The sequence below is a fragment of the Coleofasciculus sp. H7-2 genome (assembly GCF_042747725.1).
In the GTDB taxonomy this organism is placed as follows: Bacteria; Cyanobacteriota; Cyanobacteriia; order Cyanobacteriales; family FACHB-T130; genus FACHB-T130.
The window spans coordinates 1-17,895 of sequence record NZ_JBHZGO010000048.1 but is presented as its reverse complement, the minus strand read 5'-3'; the positions used below and the strand labels follow the sequence as shown (position 1 = coordinate 17,895).

Sequence of the window (17,895 nt, the reverse complement as noted above, 5' to 3'; positions counted from 1 at the left end):
ATCAGAGATCAGAAAAGGGTAGCGGATCGAGATCGGTTTCTGGCATCCGGGAAGGGTGAGAAGCGATCGCCACCGAAAAAGCAAATGTTTGCCAATAGACTCGGCAGCAGATTATCCTAAAGAACGCAATTTATGAGTTTTGGGTGGTTAAGAACCATTGTTTGAAAATATTAATGTTTCTACGGGTAGCAGAGGCAGTGACAGCAAAACCGCTGCTCATCAGTTTGATGGTTGGTCGCTAGAAGATCGAAATCCCGATGCGATTAAAGCTTGGATGCCGGTGTGGGAATGGTTCTACCGCTACTATTTTCGGGTTCAAACGGATGGCTGGCATCATGTGCCCCCAGAAGGGAAGGTACTGATTGTCGGTTCCCATAATGGAGGCTTGGCTTCGCCGGATACCTCGATGTTTCTGTATGACTGGTTTCGCCGGTTTGGCTACGAACGCTTAGCTTATGGACTAATGCATCCTTCTGCTTGGAAAACTCCTATCTTCGCGGTGCCAGCTGCCCAAGTAGGGGCACTGATTGCTCATCCGAAAGTAGCGATCGCTGCCCTTGGGCGGGGTGCTGCGGTACTCGTCTATCCCGGCGGGGCTGAAGATATGTTCCGTCCTTACAACCAGCGTTATCAAATTCACTTTGCAGGGCGTAAGGGGTTTATCAAACTGGCACTGCGGGAAGAAGCGCCAATTGTACCGATTATTTCTCATGGTGCCCACGAGACGCTGATTGTTCTAGCAGATTTCTACCAGCAGGTGCGACAACTGCATGAATGGGGCTTTCCCTGGAAGTTAGACGCTGACACGGGTGTATTTCCAGTTTATTTGGGGTTGCCTTGGGGACTGGGGATTGGCCCGATACCAAATTTTCCGCTGCCAGTGCAAATTCATACCCGCGTCCTCTCCCCGATTGTATTTGAACGCTATGGTCGTGCAGCAGCTAGCGATCGCGCTTATGTGAATGCCTGCTATGAAAAAGTCTGTACTCAGATGCAACTTGCACTAGACCGTTTAGTTCGAGAGGTTAGCGTGACTGGGCAATCATCGGTACCCTAAAAACGCACAGGAAGAAACGAACTGCAAAGAACAAGCGAGAAAAGAATACAAGAGGGCGATCGCACCGGGGATCTTCCCCTGCCAACCAACTTTTTCAACCAGTAGCGGCGAATTGATCGGAGCGAAGCGTGCTTGAGAGTAACCAGGACTCGCCGCACATCACCACATCTATGAGGGCAACCACAGGGGGATTGAACCCGAAAAAACGCTATATGTATAAGCTTTGCGTAAGTCCTGAGTAACGCTGCTTTGCTATCCCGCTACTAAATCATATATCTTGATTCATCCTCTGTATCGTGTTAGAGATGAGGACTTGAGGCTGCCAAGACTCAAGTGAATCTAGCAGAAGCAATCGAGATGGAAACAAGGGAATTGAGATGAGCATAGAGAGTTATGCACCACCAGTGAACCAGCTGCTCACCTATGGCAATTGCGCCGAGATGGACTTTGACAATTGGCCTGACTATCTAGAACTAGGTATTGCCCCCAAGGACATTCCTGACTTGATCCGCATGGCAACAGACAACGAGTTATACCGGGATGATGAAGATACTCTCGAATCCTGGGCACCCATTCATGCCTGGAGAGCATTGGGACAACTCCGCGCTGAGGCTGCCATTGAGCCGCTCATGGGCTTGTTTGAGAAACGGGAAAGCAACTACTGGGAATGGATTGCCGAAGAACTGCCATTAGTCTATAGCACGATCGGGCCAGCGGCGATTCCGGCTCTGGCAGCTTATCTAGCGGATACCTCTCAGGCGATATTCCCTCGCACAACTGCTGTTAACTGTTTGGAAGAGATTGCCATCGATTATCCTGAGGCTCGTGATGAGTGTGTTACGATTCTCACCCGTCAACTGAAATCGTTTGCAGAAAACGGTCCAGAATTTAATAGCTTTCTCATGGCTTCCCTGGTCGATCTGAAGGCGGTAGAGTCCGCGCCGTTGATGGAGCGTGTCTTTGCTGCCGATACCGTGGATCGTTTCTTGGTAGGAGACTGGGATGATGTGCAGGTGGAATTGGGCTTGAAGTCGCCTGAAGAGTTACCGAAGAAAGAATTTAACCGGAGCTTTCCAGGAAAGGGGGTCAGCGATCCTGGCTTCACGGGTTCATCAATTTCTCAGGAAACGAAAGGCTTTCGCTCTGGCAAGAGCGAAAGCAAACAGAAGTCTAAAAAAAAGATGTCCAAGGAGTCACGCAAGAAAAACCATAAAAAACGGAAGTGATTTGATTCGGGGTTGGCGATTGTTGAGGTGCGAACTGACTTTTTGAAGCGCTTGGCGATCGCCTCGGACTCAGCTGGGGTCAACTATATATACTTTTGATCCAGTGGTACGTTGTGCGATCGCTCATCATTTGCCTCTGCCTCTGATTCGGTATCAGCGATCGCTGGCACAGTCTCTATAAACTGGCTATCTAGCAGAAAAATTCCTCTGGCAAAGCGGACGCTCCAAAATCCCCCTGGACGCCGGTCAACGACAACACCCTCTTCCCCAAGCTGAATCACATCAGGAGGGCGCAGCATCGGCATCGGTTCCGCTGTTTTGACGTAAGGTGGCAACGCTACCACACGGACTCGCTCACCAATTACAAATTCTTTAGACATCGGTTTTTAGGTAATGAGTAGTTGGGAATTGTCAGTAGTCATTAGTTCTGAGTTCTTTGCTAGTGACACCAATGACTAATGACGACTGACTAATGACTACCTATCAAATATTCAAGGCGCTTGCCAAATCTTTTGATGATATTGCTCTACATTTCTGTAGGGATCTTCAGCAGCGTGAGCATGATCGTGACTATGGTGATGCCCATGCCCATGCCCATGATGAGAATGCTCGTGGGCGGGAGTGTGCCCGTTACTATTGCTAATGGCTGCTATCCTGAATTTGCACATTTCGCAGTTCATTTGCACTTGCCCCAACTGCGTCTCAATTTCTCGTTCTCTTAATACAGACAACAACTGAGGGTGAATGCCCATTTCTGGCAGGCAAGTCATGGAAATATCCGGGTATTGCTCCTGCTTTTGCGCGGTGATGTCAAAAATCTTTTTAACTAAGACTCCGGTAAATAGGAAGTACGGCAGGACGATAATTCGTTTAGGCTCGTAGAGTCTAGCACGACGGAACCCTTCTTCCAGACGGGGATGGGTAATGCCGATAAAGCAAGTTTCAACTGTGGCGTAGCCGCTACCTTCCCACAAAATCCGGGCAAGCTTATAAACATCGCTGTTAGCGTCAGGATCGCTGGAACCCCGACCGACAAAGAGCAGCACCGTTTCTGAGCGATTGTACTGGGGTTGGTCTAATTCCGAAAGACGCGATCGCCACAAATCCAAAATCCCTGGCGTAATCCCAAAATGACGCCCATAGTAAAACTTTACCTGGGGATGTCTAACCCTTGCCCGGTCTAACTCATTCGTCACATCAAACTTATTGTGTCGAGCTGCAAATAGCAGAATCGGCAATACCGAAAGTTCCGTGTAACCCTCTTCTACACAGCGATCGACCCCCTCCTGTATCGTAGGAGCAGTGAGTTCCAAAAAACAAGGTACAACAGGACGCGACGTGTCTAAAGCTTGATACGCGGCGGCAAAATCTAAAAGACTCTGCCGTCCATCCTCATCTCTGGTGCCATGACCAACCATCAACAACGGACGGTGTAAAGGCAGCGGCGGCAATTGAATCGACTGGGGAGTAGGGGATTCTAGCCCCATCAGATCGGTTGAATTTATACTAGGCATCAATTTTATTGCTCCTTTCCCGTGCAAGGCAGGAAATTAGACTGTATGAAGGTACTAGGTACTAAGTAGGCATTCTGGCTTACGAGAGTCGCCTCGTTTACAGCTGCCGCACAGCCCCGGACTTACACCGGCGTTTCCCCACGTTGTTACCCTTTACGTGTGCCTTGATATCTTAGCCGATCCGGTCACAGCTCAAAATCCAGGGGGAGGGGGTATCCCCAAGACGCTCTTCTATGCAAATTGTTTCATTCAAGAAGGGAAAATGAAGGAAAATTTTTACAAATTTATCGAACATCTTTCTAAAGTCAAGTCTTCCAACCAGATGTTTTATCAATATTTTGATGAATTGATAGTTAAGATAGCAATTCTCGTTTGGATGGAGTACGATTTGATCCCACCCCGCTTTTCCGGAAGGGGTTCAATATTCCCCCTCCCCGCTTTTCGGTGATGGGGTTGGGGTTCCGAGTCTATTGCCTGACAAATCTCGGATGTGTAGGCTGGACTCTTGGAACGAAACCCAGCACTAGTGCAGTTTGCCCTAGTTACTCTCCCTTGAAGGCTAAAGCCTTACGGCATGAACGCGCCTACGCTTACGCTCTACCATTCCCTACGATTTTTCTAAGGGTTTCAGGAGTTTTGGATAGTCTTTCAGGGTTTCGAGTCTATTGCACGCTTAGTCAGAACCGCTATAAGGTAAAAAGGCATTTTTTGTTTCAAGTGTAAAAACAGAATTAACGCTTAAATAATTGCAGAGCTTCTTCTTTTAAAAGTCCTTTTGTCAGTTTTATTTCCTTTAACCCTTTTTCAATAATTTCTTCGCTAGATAAGTTGATTTGGGAAACACCAGCCGCAATTAAATCTTGAATTGAAGCTCCAAATATAATTTCAGATATCCCTGCCCATATACAAACCGTCGTACACATTGGGCACGGTTCGCAAGTTGTATACAAGGTATAACCTTCTAAAGAAGGATTTTTTCTTTCTTTTGTTAAACGGCGAATCGCGTTAACTTCTGCGTGGGCAGTTGGGTCATTATCCGTTTTGACAGTATTGTGTGCTTTAATAATTACTTGATTATCTTTAACAATTACTGCACCGTAAGGAGCATCTCCTAGCTTTGCTTCTTCCAAGGCTATCTTCATAAAACTTTCTGGTTTCATCTAACTCCTGTAGCTAAAAAATAATCTTTCTGGATGCAACCTTCTTTTACCCTTTTTTAAGGTTAGGACTTACGCAAGAACTCTCTGAAACTCTTATTCCTTCGTGTCCTTTGCGTCCTTCGCGGTTCGTTTTTCCATGACTTTGCGTAAGTCCTGAAGGTATAGGTAGCGGTTCAAACCTTAAGTTAACCTAACAAAATGATAGGAAATCCTAATTATTTAATCTTTGAGCCTCAGCAAGCCATGTCGGATGCCGTAAAGCACTCTATCAATCAGAATATGTTCTGCTTCTTTGAGTGAATCCTGCAATAGCCCTGCTCTTATTTGTTGCTGGTCGGTACGAGTAATTTTACGCGATACCAAAATTTTATCGCTCAGTGTCGTGACCGTGTATAGGGTTGAACGGCTAGAGCTAGCATCACAATTCTAGAACTCTTTAATAGATCGGAAATTATTTTTTATTTCCTTCCCCGTGATGTTACCCTAAGCGACAAGGTGAATGTCTTCTTCCTATAGAGTGATACGTGTCACTCTATTATTTATTAGCGCCTTGAATGCTTCTGGAAACTCTACTATGCGCTTGACTTCGCTCGATGTATTTCGAGGTATTGCCATTGCGGGAATGATTTTAGTTAATCAGGCGGGAGTCGCCGACCAAGTATATCCTTTCCTGGAACACGCAGAATGGCACGGCTGCACCCTCGCAGACTTGGTATTTCCCTTCTTTCTATTTATTGTCGGCGGGGCAATGACCTTTTCCCTTTCCAAATACGCGGAAGGGAACCGCCCTACTGCCGCTGTTTATAGACGAATTTTACGCCGAGCGGCGATTCTTTTTGCCCTCGGTTTGCTGCTGAACGGCTTCTGGAATTATGACTTCAGCACCATCCGCATCATGGGTGTCTTGCAGCGGATTAGCCTTGCCTACCTGCTGGCTGGTCTGATAGTTCTTAACGTGCCACGCAAAGGACAGTGGGCACTAGCAGCACTGCTACTAATTGGGTACTGGGTGGCGATGTCTTTTATCCCTGTTCCCGATTATGGAGCTGGTGTCTTAACGCGGGAAGGTAATTTTGGGGCTTATATCGACCGCCTGATAATTGGCACAGCGCATCTGTATAAGGGAGATAATTTCAACTCTATGGGAGATCCGGAAGGTCTTTTCAGCACTCTTCCAGCGGTTGTCACCGTCCTCACCGGCTACTTTACGGTTGACTGGATACGCACCCAACCAATACAGTCGCGCACCAGTATCGGTTTGGTCTTGTTTGGCATTGCTTGCCTAGTCGCTGGATGGGCGTGGGGGTTAGACTTCCCCATCAACAAGAAACTGTGGACGAGTTCTTTCGTTCTTTTCACTACTGGTTGGGCGTTGCTGTTGTTGGCAGCTTGTTATGAATTGATGGAAGTGCGGAAGTTCCGCCGCTGGGGGAAGTCGTTTGAAGTCATGGGGTTAAACGCTATCTTCGCGTTCGTCGCCTCAGTTCTGCTGATTAAAATCTTAGTTAAAACCCACGTCGGAACCGGCGAAACCGCCCCAACTACTTACAACTGGATCTATGAGAATGTCTTTGTGTCTTGGGCGGGAGCGATGAACGGCTCTTTATTGTTCGCCATCGTGACATTGTTGTTCTGGTGGGCGATTCTGTACGCCATGTATCGCCAAAAGTGGTTTTTGAAAATTTGAGGTACCACTTCCTAACGACTCCAGAAATGACCGGGATCACTTAGTTTTTAAGCTGTTGTCACAATTTTTTCTAGCTGGCATCACTGGGGATGGTTCGGAAAAAGCTGAGAGTAGATATATTAAATTCTTGATTTGACAATGACAGCTGAGTTTTTTCCGACCCAAGTGACTATCGAGGATCTAGTTGCTCAGATATTCGTCTCCCGCCGGATTACTCCTGTGAACCAGTACCAGCTGAAAACTGTCCTGCTCACTAAAGATTGGCTAGACGAAGAAGAACAAACCATGCTCAACCGGCTATTTTATGGTGTCCGGCATGGTTTGCTGAAACTAGGGGAATGAGTCGAAGGTATTGGTCAAAAAGCTGCTAAGAACGGCATACGCTTAGCGATCGCTCTCTAAATTAACGAACCGCCAAGGACGCAGAGGACGCAGAGAGAGTTAGGAAGAGAGAACGATGCGGCGGATGCCGTCTTTGAGGAGAGGGACGTTGAAGTTGATGAGCAGGGCAAGAGGATAGTTAGTCATTTTAAGGTAGGAGAGGACTTGGGCTTGGTGAATAGGATCTAAGTTTTGGACAGCTTTCAATTCCACAATTAGGACATCGCCAACAAGAAAATCTAATCTGCCTTCACCAACTTGATGACCTTTATAAGTAACAGCTAGCGTTTTCTGAGGTTTAGAAAATATTCCCCGCAACCGAAACTCCACTTCCAGCGCCTCCTGATACACAGACTCCAAAAATCCCGGTCCCAACACTCGATGCACCTCCATCGCCGCACCTATCACAGCATACGCAAGTTTATCCACCTCCTGACTTGGCTCTCTTCTCTTGGCGTCCTTGGCGTCTTGGCGGTTCGTTCTCATATACCCTCCCCTACCGTATGGCAAAATTTATGTAAAGCCGTCTTCATTTAGTCTTCCCAGCATGACCGCAACAATCCCCGCCCTCGCCAGCCAATACGACCCCACTACGACAGAAACCAAGTGGCAGAAGTTCTGGGAAGAAAACCAAGTCTTCAAAGCCGACCCCAATCATCCAGGCGTTCCTTACTGCATCGTCATTCCGCCGCCCAACGTCACGGGTAGCTTGCACATGGGACACGCCTTCGAGAGTTCCCTGATTGACACCCTCGTGCGCTACCACCGGATGAAGGGACGCAACACTCTGTGGGTACCGGGAACCGACCACGCCAGTATCGCGGTGAACGCCGTACTGGAAAAACAACTTCAGGCAGAAGGAAAAACTCGCCATGAGGTGGGACGCGAGAAGTTTTTAGAACGGGCTTGGCAGTGGAAAACCGAATCTGAGGGAACCATTGTTAATCAGCTGCGGCGTTTGGGCGTCTCAGTAGATTGGACGCGGGAACGCTTCACGATGGATGAAGGCTTATCCAAAGCAGTGTTGGAAGCTTTTATCCAAATGTATGAGGAAGGATTAATTTATCGCGGCAATTACTTAGTGAATTGGTGTCCTGCAAGTCAATCTGCTGTGTCTGACTTGGAGGTGGATAATCAAGAAGTCAACGGGCATCTGTGGCACTTCCGCTATCCCCTCACGGATGGCAACGGCTATGTGGAAGTGGCGACGACTCGACCGGAGACGATGCTGGGCGATACAGCGGTGGCGGTGAATCCCAACGATGACCGCTACAAGCATTTGATTGGGAAGACGCTGACGCTGCCAATTATGGGGCGAGAAATTCCGATTATTGGCGATGAATTGGTTGACCCGGCTTTCGGGACGGGTTGCGTGAAGGTGACACCCGCGCATGACCCCAATGACTTTGAAATGGGTCAGCGTCACTCTTTGCCGTTTATCAACATTATGAATAAGGACGGCTCTTTAAACGAAAATGCCGGAGAATTTCAGGGGCAAGACCGCTTTGTTGCCCGGAAGAATGTGGTACAGCGACTGGAAGCAGACGGCGTTCTGGTGAAGGTGGAGGAGTATAAGCATACGGTTCCTTATAGCGATCGCGGAAAAGTCCCCGTCGAACCTCTCCTCTCTACTCAGTGGTTTGTCAAAATTCGCCCTCTGGCTGACCGGGGGCTAGAGTTTCTGGACGATAAGAATTCACCGGAGTTTGTGCCAGAACGCTGGACGAAGGTTTATCGTGACTGGCTAGTAAAATTAAAAGATTGGTGCATTTCTCGCCAACTGTGGTGGGGACACCAAATCCCGGCTTGGTATGTGGTGAGTGAAACAGGCGACGCAATTACCGACGAAACGCCGTTTGTGGTCGCACGTACCGAGGCAGAGGCACAAGAAAAGGCACTGGCACAATTTGGAGAAAATGTCAAGCTAGAACAAGACCCAGATGTTCTCGATACCTGGTTCTCTTCTGGTCTGTGGCCTTTTTCTACTCTGGGTTGGCCCGAACAGACGCCGGATCTCACAACCTACTACCCCACCACAACCCTCGTGACTGGCTTTGACATCATCTTCTTCTGGGTTGCCAGAATGACGATGATGGCGGGGCACTTTACGGGAAAAATGCCTTTCCACGACGTTTACATCCACGGCTTAGTGCTGGATGAGAACGGCAAGAAAATGTCTAAATCTGCCAACAATGGCATCGATCCGCTGTTGCTGATTGACAAATACGGCACCGATGCTCTGCGCTACACCTTAATTAAAGAAGTGGCTGGGGCGGGTCAAGATATCCGGATGGAGTACAATCGCAAGACGGATGAATCGGCAACGGTTGAAGCTAGCCGCAATTTCACTAACAAATTGTGGAATGCTGCCCGGTTTGTGATGATGAATCTGGATGGCAAGACGCCGCAACAATTGGGTTCTCCCCCCACTCCTCACTCCTCAGTCCCCAGTCCTCACTCCTCAGTCCTCACTCCTCCGCCCTCAGTCCTCACTCCTGACTCCTCACTCCTCAGTCCTCAGTCCTCACTCCTCACTCCTCACTCCTCAGTCCTCAGTCCTGAACTATGCGATCGCTGGATTCTCTCCCGCTACCATCAAGTGGTGCAGCAAACCGGCGACTACATCGACAACTATGGTCTCGGTGAAGCCGCTAAGGGAGTGTATGAATTCTTTTGGGGCGATTTCTGCGACTGGTACATCGAACTGGTCAAATCTCGCCTGCGCCCGGATGCCCCCGCCTCCTCGCGGTTGGTTGCTCAGCAAACTCTCGCTTATGTGCTGGAAGGAATTCTAAAATTACTCCATCCTTTCATGCCACACATTACCGAGGAAATCTGGCAGACGCTGACTCAAGCGGGTGAAGGCAAAACCTTGGCGTTACAATCTTATCCCACAGCCGATTCGGCACTCATTAACCCGGATTTAGAGCAACAATTTGAGCTACTGATTGGCACAATTCGGACGATTCGCAACTTACGGGCAGAAGCAGATATTAAGCCAGGGGTGAAGGTGTCAGCAATCTTGCAGACCCAAAGCGATAAGGAACGGCATATCCTCTTGGCTGGGCAATCTTATATTCAAGACTTGGCAAAGGTGGAAGAATTAACCATCCCAGGAACAAAATCTACCACCACATCCGCCGAGACACCCAATCAGGCGATGTCTGCCAACCAAAAAGGCAACTTTAAAATTAGCCCAATTTTCTTGCCATTTTTACTGTTGCTGCCCTTGTTCTTTTTGGTGAGTATTGGTGTAATTGCCCTGGCAAAAGTGGCAAAACAAATTCTCGGAACCAGTGTCTCAGAAGTCAAACAAGTTGGTGCTACGAATCCTCCATCCACCGTCCCTCCCTCAGAATCGGCGAGTACTGCACAAGCAGATACGCCACAAGCGATCGCTGGTGTCGTGGGTACGGTGCAAGTTTTGATTCCCCTGGCTGGTGTCGTCGATGTGGATGCTCTGCGTGCCAAACTAGAGAAAAATTTGAACAAAGTTGAAGCAGAAGCAAAAGCCCTTTCGGGACGTTTGAGCAATGCCAATTTTGTTGATAAAGCACCCGCTGATGTCGTCAAGGGAGCGCGGGACGCCCTTACCGAAGCCGAGAAACAGGCAGAAATTCTGCGCGAACGACTGGCGCGACTGTAGAAGCGATCGCGTAGGGGTTCATATATCTCGCCCCTACGAATCCCGCTCTGGGTTACACTCTCCTCCTGGCGGGGGAAGAAGAAAAGGGTTGTTTAAAATAAAATACGCCCGTAAAGTTAGGGTGCCCAGTTTTATTAATTTAAAGACAAAATAGCAATGCGATATTTTGCCGAAGTGCAAAAAAATGAATCATCAGGCAGCATGGAACTGCGAATCCTAGCTCAGCAAACCTCTGACAATATCTGGGCAGTGGTTGATAAGGAATCTGTCGTTCCTGCCTCTGAGATTCCATCCTTAAGCGAAGGTTTGTTGGTTCTAGCAGACCTGGGCGAGAATCAGCAGATTCTAAGTATCCACGAGGCCAAAAACTGGGTTTTGGATTTAGTGCAGCAGTACCTGACAAGTAGCATTACTCCTGCTTTTTTGCAGCAGGAAGCCGAACGGGCTGAACACTGGCGGCAAGACCTGACTTTACAAAGTCAGGAATTGGCTCGCAAAAATTTGGAAATGGAAGCGCGTCGCGAACAAATTCAAACTTTGGAACAAGAACTCGAACAGAAGAAGAAGCAATTAGAAGCCTTAGAAGCAGACCTAAAAAAAAGAGGCAGCAACTAGAGGTAACGCCGCATCAGGGAACGTTTGCAACCCTTGGCAATACTTTTCGGATAAGACAACCCTAACCCCCCACCCCTTACAGAGAACGGGTGGGGCAGAGGTGAGAAACCAAAAACTAAGTTAAAACATTATCGTTGGCAACCCTTGGCGAGGGCTTGGGGAGAAAGACGCCCGTGGTGGTTCGTTGCGGCTCCCCTAACAGCACCACAGAGCAAGTGAGATGCTGAACCAGCTGCGTGGTGACATCGCTAACTTCCAGACCCCCCGCAGTGCGGTATCGTAGCGATCGCAAGACAATCAAATCAAAAGAGCGAACTGTATTGAGAATCGCTGCTGCCACATTCTCATGCTGAATCACTTCAATCTCAAAGTTCGTTTCCGGTGCCCACTTCGAGGCTAAAAGAGACAGTTGCGATCGCGTCCACGCTATCTTAGCAGCCGAAGTTCTAGAATTGCAGACGTGTAACAACGTCACCTGAGCTTGATTGGACTCGGCTAAGATTTTCGCAAACCGTAACGGTTGTATCCCTTGCCCCGTCAAGTTTTCCACCGGCACCAAGATGCGGTGAAAATTCAGAGGCGAATCCAAAAGGCGTGTCACCACAACTGGACAATGGGACGCCCACAGCACGCTATCAATCACATTGCCAAATAAACGCGCCCTGAAGCCCGTCCGCTTGCCCCAGCCCATGACAATTAAACTCGCTTTTTGTTCGCGACTGGCGCGGCTAATTCCGTGAGCAATGTCGTCATCCAGGCGCAGCAGCGGCTCCGCTTTCACACCCAGTTCGCCAGCGAGTTCCGTAGCTCGCTCAAGTAGCATCTCACTGCGTTGGAACGCGGCTTCCATCTGCGGTGCGTCCATCTGAGCATTTGTTGTCGTAATGGCTAAAGGCACAATTCGTCCAGCTTCATGCCGCGCCAATAGCGCCGCCATTTCCATCAAATACTTCTCAGTCTGCGGATTGTAGACGGGTACAACCACTGTAAAAGGATGGCTTGCCGATGCATTTCCCTCATCCAGTCGAGTTTTATCGCTCTCAAGTGGCTCAGCTTCCGTTACGGTTAGTCCAGGTGCGACCCGACTGGTAATCAGCGGCCCTAGCGTTGCCGTTACCAGCATCAAAACCAGGACGCTGTTTAAGACACCCTCGGTCAGGAGCCGCTCACCCGCCGGGTTGAGCGCCCGATAGCCCACGAGCGTTGCTGCCAACGTTGCCGCCACCTGCGGTAGCGACAGCGACCACATCGTTAGCATCTCGCGCCAGTTGTAGCGGTAGACGAATTTAGCCAACAGAGCCGCTAAAAACTTACTACTAATCAAACCCACCACAATCGCTAGCGTTAGCCAGATAGAGCTGAGCGTTTTAATAAAAGCCGGGATATCAATCAGTAGCCCCATATCCACAAAGAAAATCGGGATAAACAGGACGCTACCGACAAAAACTACCTTTTCCTTTACCGGCCCTTCCCCCACAACATCATTCACCGCCAGACCGGCAAGGAAAGCTCCGACAATTTTTTCCACGCCGATTAACTGGGCACCCAACGCCGCCAGAAATAGTGCCAGGAGTACAAATAAAAATTGATTGCCTTCTTCTTCCCCAGTGCGTCGGAAAAACTCTCGACCCGCCCAATCAAAGCCAAACAAAATGACCGCAGAGTAGACAATCAACGACCCAAAAAGGGTGAGCAGCTTCACAATCGTGAAGTCGCCTCCATGAATTCCTACACAAACAGCCAATACCAGTAGAGCGCCAACGTCAGTGAAGATGGTCGCTCCAATTGTCACCGTGACGGCTTCGTTCCCCACAACGCCTAGACGACTCACAATCGGGTAAGCCAAGAGGGTATGGGAGGCAAACAGAGAGCCAATCAAAATTGAAGCGTTCCAGTCAAAGTTAAATACACGCCCCACGATTGTTCCCATAATTAGAGGCACTAAAAAGGTAAACGTGCCAAAACCGGCAGAGCGATGCTTAGTTTTGCGGAACTGTTCAATGTCAACTTCTAGCCCTGCCACAAACATCAGGTAAACTAACCCGATGTCTGATAGCAGTTGCATCGTCTCTGATTCATTCTGAAGCAGCTTCAACCCATTAGGCCCAAGTACCACTCCAGCTGCCAGCAAACCAACCAGTCCTGGCAGTCGCAGCCGCTCAAAAAAGATGGGCACGGTCAAGATGACTACTAGCAAAAGAGCGAAGGGAACTATTGGTTCCTTTCGGAACACTTCCAAAATCGGTTCCATAAACAGCGGCTTGGAGATGAGTTTGAAGCGATGCTTTCAAAAGTCAGCAACGACGCTGACTTTTGCAGCATGGTGGTATCACTGGAGACATCCTACAGAAAAACCGTTTTTTGCGCCCTACCTCTAAAGAAATAGCGGTGCATGGTGCAGTAGATGAATATATTTTGGATCTACAGGGTGCCCCAACGGATGCGCCCCTAAGCGCGAACGACCGCTATTTTGAGGATAAAACATCTCAGGACTCGCCGCACATCACCACATAGTGTGGGCAACCACAGGGGGATTGAACCCGAAAAAACGCTATATGTATAAGCTTTGCGTAAGTCCCGATCTTTCATTTTTGGGCGTTAAGCTTCTAGGGTGTCCACTGCCTATAAACGGATTTGGCTCAAAATATACCTCAAGCGGTCGTAGTCGTCCTTGAGAAGGACGCTGAGGGTTCGTCCTGCCTTCACTAACCAGTCACGGTCAGCCTTGCGTAGTTGATAAATTTCTCGAATCGCTGCTGCAATCAGCGCCTCCACGGGCGCACCCATGACCTGCAATAAGGTTCTTAAGAAATCCATCTGTTCGCTGAAGTGAACAATTTCCTCCGGTTCGCAGTGGTAAACCGCTTGATGAATTTGCGGCGGACGAGGCGGCAGGTACTGATAAATCGTTCCACCAAGTCGCTTAGAACCATTGACCCCTTGATGGGTGGCTTCAAACCCAACAATAGCGGCGCGGAACTCGGTTTTCAGCATGGCAAATATTTGAGGTTGCTGCTCTCGCAGTTCCTGCAATGATAGCCCCAAGGCTCTTGCCCGGTGAACGGAATCAATTGGGCTGGTGCAGGCATGATAAACAACAGCAAAGACGAGATTTCCCGACTCTTCATCTGTAGCCTTGACCCAGCTGCCAAAGGGTGGCATGACGGGGAAGCTCAAGTCTTCCGGATCGAGACATTGTGCCAGGAATTCAGTCGTTGCCGTCTCAATCACCTCAGCAATATGGTTGGCGGGGCGATCGCCCGTGGCAAACTGTGGCAGGGGAAGTCGCATATTTTTGGTAATGGATAATCGGTACTGGGTAATCGGTAATCAGTAGTTCATGGTTCGTGGTTCATTGGGTAAGAACTATGAACCATGAACCATGACTAATTACCAATTACCTTTTTCCCAATCTTATTTTGCTTTTTTGCGACCCGCTGTTGTCTCTACAAGTTCTAATTCTGATAGTTGGAAGGTGACGATTTTATCCCAATTGCCCCCTTCAAATAGGACTGCTGCCTTGCCCTCGCTAACCCGTTGGACTAGCCCTTTAAAGCCGTAGTAGATATCGTTAGTATTCTTTACTCGAACAGCCGTTCCAGGCAGAATCATGATTTTTTCTCGCTTAAGTTTTCATTTATTAGCTTAATAGCAGTTAGGAGTCATTCGTCATGGGTCAAACGAGTGACGAATGACGAATGACAAAAAGCTAAAACTTCAATCGGTGTCGATAATTGGCCACAGACTCTACAATCCCCAGCGCTAAAAAATTCTTCAACATCGCTGAACGACCATAACTAATCCAGGGAAGGGGAATGCCGGTTACGGGTGCAAGTCCCATCGTCATGCCTAAGTTGACAACCACCTGAAACACAATCATCGATAAGACGCCAATTGCTAATAGAGAGCCAAAGTTGTCTTTAGCATTTTGGGCAATAATCACCAAGCGCAGGCAGATCAACCAAAAGATAAATAGCAGAACCAAACCACCTGCAAAGCCGAGTTCTTCGCCAATTGCAGAGAAAATGAAGTCAGTGTGCTGTTCCGGAATAAAGTTAAGTTGGGTTTGGGTTCCCTTGTGAAGTCCTCGTCCCCAAAGTTCGCCTGCGCCAATGGCAATACGAGATTGGATCAGGTGGTATCCGCCGCCGAGGGGGTCTAGATCCGGCTTAAGGAACAATATCAATCTGTCTTTTTGATAGTCTTTCAAAAATCCCCAGAGGATTTGTCCTAACTCGCCTCCCACCAGGTTGACGACGATCGCTCCGATGGCACCCGACAAAGGCCACGGTAAGGTGCGCCAACCAATAATGCCCATGATTGCCGTCCAGAGGAACCATCCGGGCATAAATACGTTAAACAAGATAGCCGAAATCACCGGAGAAGCCAGCAGTATTAGCCAGCCGGGATTGGCATTCCCCCAATAGAGCATACCCAGCACGATCGCTCCAAAGACCAAGGAGGTTCCCAAGTCGGGCTGCAAAAATACTAAAATCCAGGGAACCGCAGTCACGCCCAAAGCTCTCAAAACAGATGGAATGGTGGAGGCGGGTCGAGTATGTAGAAGAGCCGCTAGGGTGATAATCACCCCTAATTTAGCAAATTCAGAGGGTTGAATGTTAAAGCCGCCGATAGTAATCCATCGTTGGGCACCTTTGGCGCTGGTGCCAATAATCATCACCCCGATCAGGGACAAATTGGTGATGCCATAAATAATCCAGTGCCACTGGAGCAGGTTCTCGTAACGCGATCGCGCGATAAACATCGCTAATGTCAACCCAATGCCGCCAATCAACCAGTGCCACCACCAGTCTGTCAATCCCTGGTTAAGTTCGGCACTGCGGATCATCACACCTCCAAAAATGGTGAGTCCAACAGTCAGTGCCAATAGCAGCCAATCTACCTCCTGCCAAGGGGAGAGCAGCGATCTCCAGCGAAAACCAGTTAGTGACTTTTGTAACATTGCTCAAGAATTAAAAATTAAAAATTAAAAATTAAAAAGGCAAAACTTTTAACTTTACCTTTTTAATTTTTCTTAAGTTAAGGCGGCGACAGAGACTTTGCCCGCGATCGCTTGAGCGATCGCCATCAGCGCTTTGGCAGAAGCCGACTCAGGATCGGCAACCACAATCGGCACTCCTGCATCGCCCCCCTCTCGCACGGGCATTTCTAGCGGTACGCAACCCAGCAACGGCACGCCGAGTTCTTGCGCCATCTTTTCACCGCCTCCAGAGCCAAAAATGTCATACTGCTTATCGGGCATATCGGGTGGAATAAAATAACTCATATTTTCCACCATTCCCAACACAGATACTCCCAACTGCTGGAACATCCTCAAGCCCTTACGCGAATCCAACAAAGCCACCGTCTGCGGCGTCGTCACAATTACTACCCCAGCCATTGGCACCGCCTGCGCTAGAGTTAACTGAGCATCTCCAGTGCCGGGAGGCATATCCACAATCAAATAATCTAGTTCCCCCCACTGCACTTGGTAGAGAAACTGGCGAATAATTCCATTCAACATTGGTCCCCGCCAGATCACCGGCTGATCCTTGTCAATCAAAAACCCCATTGAAACTAATTTGACGCCGTAGTTAAAAGCGGGTTCCAACTCTTCACCATTGGCACCTTGCCGCACGCTTATCTTGGCGTCTGACAATCCCAGCATCGTCGGGTCATTAGGTCCGTAAATATCCGCATCAATCAGACCGACTTTAGCTCCTAAATGTGCTAAAGCCACTGCCACATTCACCGCCACAGTACTTTTGCCCACACCGCCCTTGCCACTAGAAATCGCGATAATATTTTTTACACCAGCAATTCCTGCGCGATCCGGAAGCGATTTTTGTTGGGGCGTCTCAGCCGTGACATCCACCACTACATCTGTCACTTCTGGTAAATTTTTCTTTAGCGCCTGCTCGCACTCTTCCACGATGAACTGGCGTAGCGGACAGGCAGGTGTCGTCAGCACCAGAGTGAAGCTGACTTTTCCGGAGTCAATTTGCACATTGCGAATCATGTTCAACTCGACCAAACTCTTGCGGAGTTCGGGATCTTGCACGGGTCGCAATACTTCTAAAACTGAGCTGGCATCAAGCATAACTAGGTTACTTGCATTCCTTATCCCAGATATTGCACCTGGGACAAAACGATCGGGGTTCTCTCTCTTCAAGTATCTTAACGGTTTGTTTGATGCGATTACGCTATGCAGCTCAGGTTCTAATTTTGGATTGTTAATTGCTAATTGATAACTCCCTCTCTTTGGCTCTCCCCTCTCCTCACTCCTCAGCCCTCAGCCCTCAGCCCTCACTCCTCAGCCCTCACTCCTGACTCCTCAGTCCTCACTCAGTCCTCAGCCCTCAGCCCTCAGCCCTGACTCCTGACTCCTCAGCCCTCAGCCCTGACTCCTGACTCCTCAGCCCTCAGCCCTGACTCCTGACTCCTCAGCCCTCAGCCCTCAGTCCTCAGCCCTTAGCCTTGAGCGGCGTTGCATAATAAAGTATGAATTCAAGGTGCTTAGCCATGCAATGTCCTCGTTGTGGTTCTACTCATACCCGTAAGAATGGTGTGAAGCAAGGTAAGCAAAATCACATCTGTGCGGAATGTGGT

18 protein-coding genes and 1 riboswitch are annotated in these 17,895 nt (G+C 48.8%); of the genes, 8 read left to right on the top strand and 10 right to left on the bottom strand.

Annotation, left to right across the window (positions count from 1 at the left end; genetic code table 11):
- Positions 1–157 precede the first annotated feature (157 nt).
- The gene (locus ACFW2W_RS11300) at positions 158–1,057 is read left to right on the top strand and encodes a lysophospholipid acyltransferase family protein (protein WP_378177502.1); all 900 of its coding nucleotides are present in this window, start codon (positions 158–160) and stop codon (positions 1,055–1,057) included.
- Between the two features lie 377 nt (positions 1,058–1,434).
- Complete coding sequence (locus tag ACFW2W_RS11295) at positions 1,435–2,283, top strand: HEAT repeat domain-containing protein (protein ID WP_378177499.1); 849 nt, start codon at positions 1,435–1,437, stop codon at positions 2,281–2,283.
- 83 nt (positions 2,284–2,366) lie between these two features.
- On the opposite strand, the gene sipA is transcribed toward ACFW2W_RS11295, so the two are convergent.
- The 4 genes from sipA to ACFW2W_RS11275 all read right to left on the bottom strand — a co-directional run bounded on the left by sipA (position 2,367) and on the right by ACFW2W_RS11275 (position 5,320).
- On the bottom strand, positions 2,367–2,663 hold the full coding sequence (gene sipA, locus ACFW2W_RS11290) for a regulatory protein SipA (protein ID WP_378177496.1): 297 nt from the start codon (positions 2,661–2,663) through the stop codon (positions 2,367–2,369).
- 111 nt (positions 2,664–2,774) lie between these two features.
- A complete protein-coding gene (locus tag ACFW2W_RS11285; protein ID WP_378177493.1) occupies positions 2,775–3,797 on the bottom strand; it encodes a sirohydrochlorin chelatase in 1,023 nt (340 codons plus the stop codon).
- Between the two features lie 46 nt (positions 3,798–3,843).
- Positions 3,844–3,979, bottom strand: a riboswitch (cobalamin riboswitch).
- 549 nt (positions 3,980–4,528) lie between these two features.
- Positions 4,529–4,957, bottom strand: a complete 429-nt coding sequence (locus tag ACFW2W_RS11280; RefSeq protein ID WP_378177490.1) for a nucleoside deaminase — start codon at positions 4,955–4,957, stop codon at positions 4,529–4,531.
- Between the two features lie 219 nt (positions 4,958–5,176).
- The gene (locus ACFW2W_RS11275; protein WP_378177487.1) at positions 5,177–5,320 is read right to left on the bottom strand and encodes a hypothetical protein; all 144 of its coding nucleotides are present in this window, start codon (positions 5,318–5,320) and stop codon (positions 5,177–5,179) included.
- Positions 5,321–5,531: 211 nt separating this feature from the next.
- On the opposite strand from ACFW2W_RS11275, the gene ACFW2W_RS11270 reads away from it, so the two are divergent.
- Together ACFW2W_RS11270 and ACFW2W_RS11265 are read left to right on the top strand one after the other, a co-directional pair.
- The gene (locus ACFW2W_RS11270) at positions 5,532–6,644 is read left to right on the top strand and encodes an acyltransferase family protein (RefSeq protein ID WP_378177484.1); all 1,113 of its coding nucleotides are present in this window, start codon (positions 5,532–5,534) and stop codon (positions 6,642–6,644) included.
- Positions 6,645–6,782: 138 nt separating this feature from the next.
- Complete coding sequence (locus ACFW2W_RS11265; RefSeq protein WP_378177481.1) at positions 6,783–6,986, top strand: hypothetical protein; 204 nt, start codon at positions 6,783–6,785, stop codon at positions 6,984–6,986.
- A 99-nt stretch (positions 6,987–7,085) separates the two neighbouring features.
- On the opposite strand, the gene ACFW2W_RS11260 is transcribed toward ACFW2W_RS11265, so the two are convergent.
- Positions 7,086–7,511 carry a GxxExxY protein gene (locus ACFW2W_RS11260; RefSeq protein ID WP_378177478.1) on the bottom strand — a complete coding sequence of 142 codons (426 nt, stop codon included), beginning with the start codon at positions 7,509–7,511 and terminating at the stop codon, positions 7,086–7,088.
- A gap of 61 nt (positions 7,512–7,572) precedes the next feature.
- Here ACFW2W_RS11260 and ACFW2W_RS11255 point away from each other — a divergent pair, with 61 nt between their 5' ends.
- Both ACFW2W_RS11255 and ACFW2W_RS11250 read left to right on the top strand, forming a co-directional pair.
- Positions 7,573–10,671, top strand: coding sequence for a valine--tRNA ligase (locus ACFW2W_RS11255; RefSeq protein WP_378177475.1), 3,099 nt, complete (start codon positions 7,573–7,575; stop codon positions 10,669–10,671).
- Positions 10,672–10,827: 156 nt separating this feature from the next.
- On the top strand, positions 10,828–11,286 hold the full coding sequence (locus ACFW2W_RS11250; RefSeq protein WP_378177472.1) for a hypothetical protein: 459 nt from the start codon (positions 10,828–10,830) through the stop codon (positions 11,284–11,286).
- Between the two features lie 115 nt (positions 11,287–11,401).
- Here the strand turns inward: ACFW2W_RS11250 and ACFW2W_RS11245 are convergent, their stop codons facing one another.
- Positions 11,402–13,537, bottom strand: a complete 2,136-nt coding sequence (locus ACFW2W_RS11245) for a cation:proton antiporter (protein ID WP_378177469.1) — start codon at positions 13,535–13,537, stop codon at positions 11,402–11,404.
- Positions 13,538–13,599: 62 nt separating this feature from the next.
- Here ACFW2W_RS11245 and ACFW2W_RS11240 point away from each other — a divergent pair, with 62 nt between their 5' ends.
- Complete coding sequence (locus tag ACFW2W_RS11240; protein ID WP_378177466.1) at positions 13,600–13,800, top strand: hypothetical protein; 201 nt, start codon at positions 13,600–13,602, stop codon at positions 13,798–13,800.
- Between the two features lie 108 nt (positions 13,801–13,908).
- On the opposite strand, the gene ACFW2W_RS11235 is transcribed toward ACFW2W_RS11240, so the two are convergent.
- From ACFW2W_RS11235 to ACFW2W_RS11220, 4 genes are all read right to left on the bottom strand, one after another.
- Positions 13,909–14,577 carry an HAS-barrel domain-containing protein gene (locus ACFW2W_RS11235; RefSeq protein ID WP_378177463.1) on the bottom strand — a complete coding sequence of 223 codons (669 nt, stop codon included), beginning with the start codon at positions 14,575–14,577 and terminating at the stop codon, positions 13,909–13,911.
- A gap of 123 nt (positions 14,578–14,700) precedes the next feature.
- Positions 14,701–14,898 carry an NAD(P)H dehydrogenase subunit NdhS gene (locus tag ACFW2W_RS11230; protein WP_378177460.1) on the bottom strand — a complete coding sequence of 66 codons (198 nt, stop codon included), beginning with the start codon at positions 14,896–14,898 and terminating at the stop codon, positions 14,701–14,703.
- Positions 14,899–14,995: 97 nt separating this feature from the next.
- Complete coding sequence (rodA, locus tag ACFW2W_RS11225) at positions 14,996–16,249, bottom strand: rod shape-determining protein RodA (protein WP_378177457.1); 1,254 nt, start codon at positions 16,247–16,249, stop codon at positions 14,996–14,998.
- 72 nt (positions 16,250–16,321) lie between these two features.
- Positions 16,322–17,386, bottom strand: a complete 1,065-nt coding sequence (locus tag ACFW2W_RS11220) for an Mrp/NBP35 family ATP-binding protein (protein WP_378177454.1) — start codon at positions 17,384–17,386, stop codon at positions 16,322–16,324.
- Positions 17,387–17,530: 144 nt separating this feature from the next.
- Between ACFW2W_RS11220 and ACFW2W_RS11215 the strand changes: the two genes are divergently transcribed.
- Positions 17,531–17,662, top strand: coding sequence for a hypothetical protein (locus tag ACFW2W_RS11215; RefSeq protein ID WP_378177451.1), 132 nt, complete (start codon positions 17,531–17,533; stop codon positions 17,660–17,662).
- Positions 17,663–17,895 lie beyond the last annotated feature (233 nt).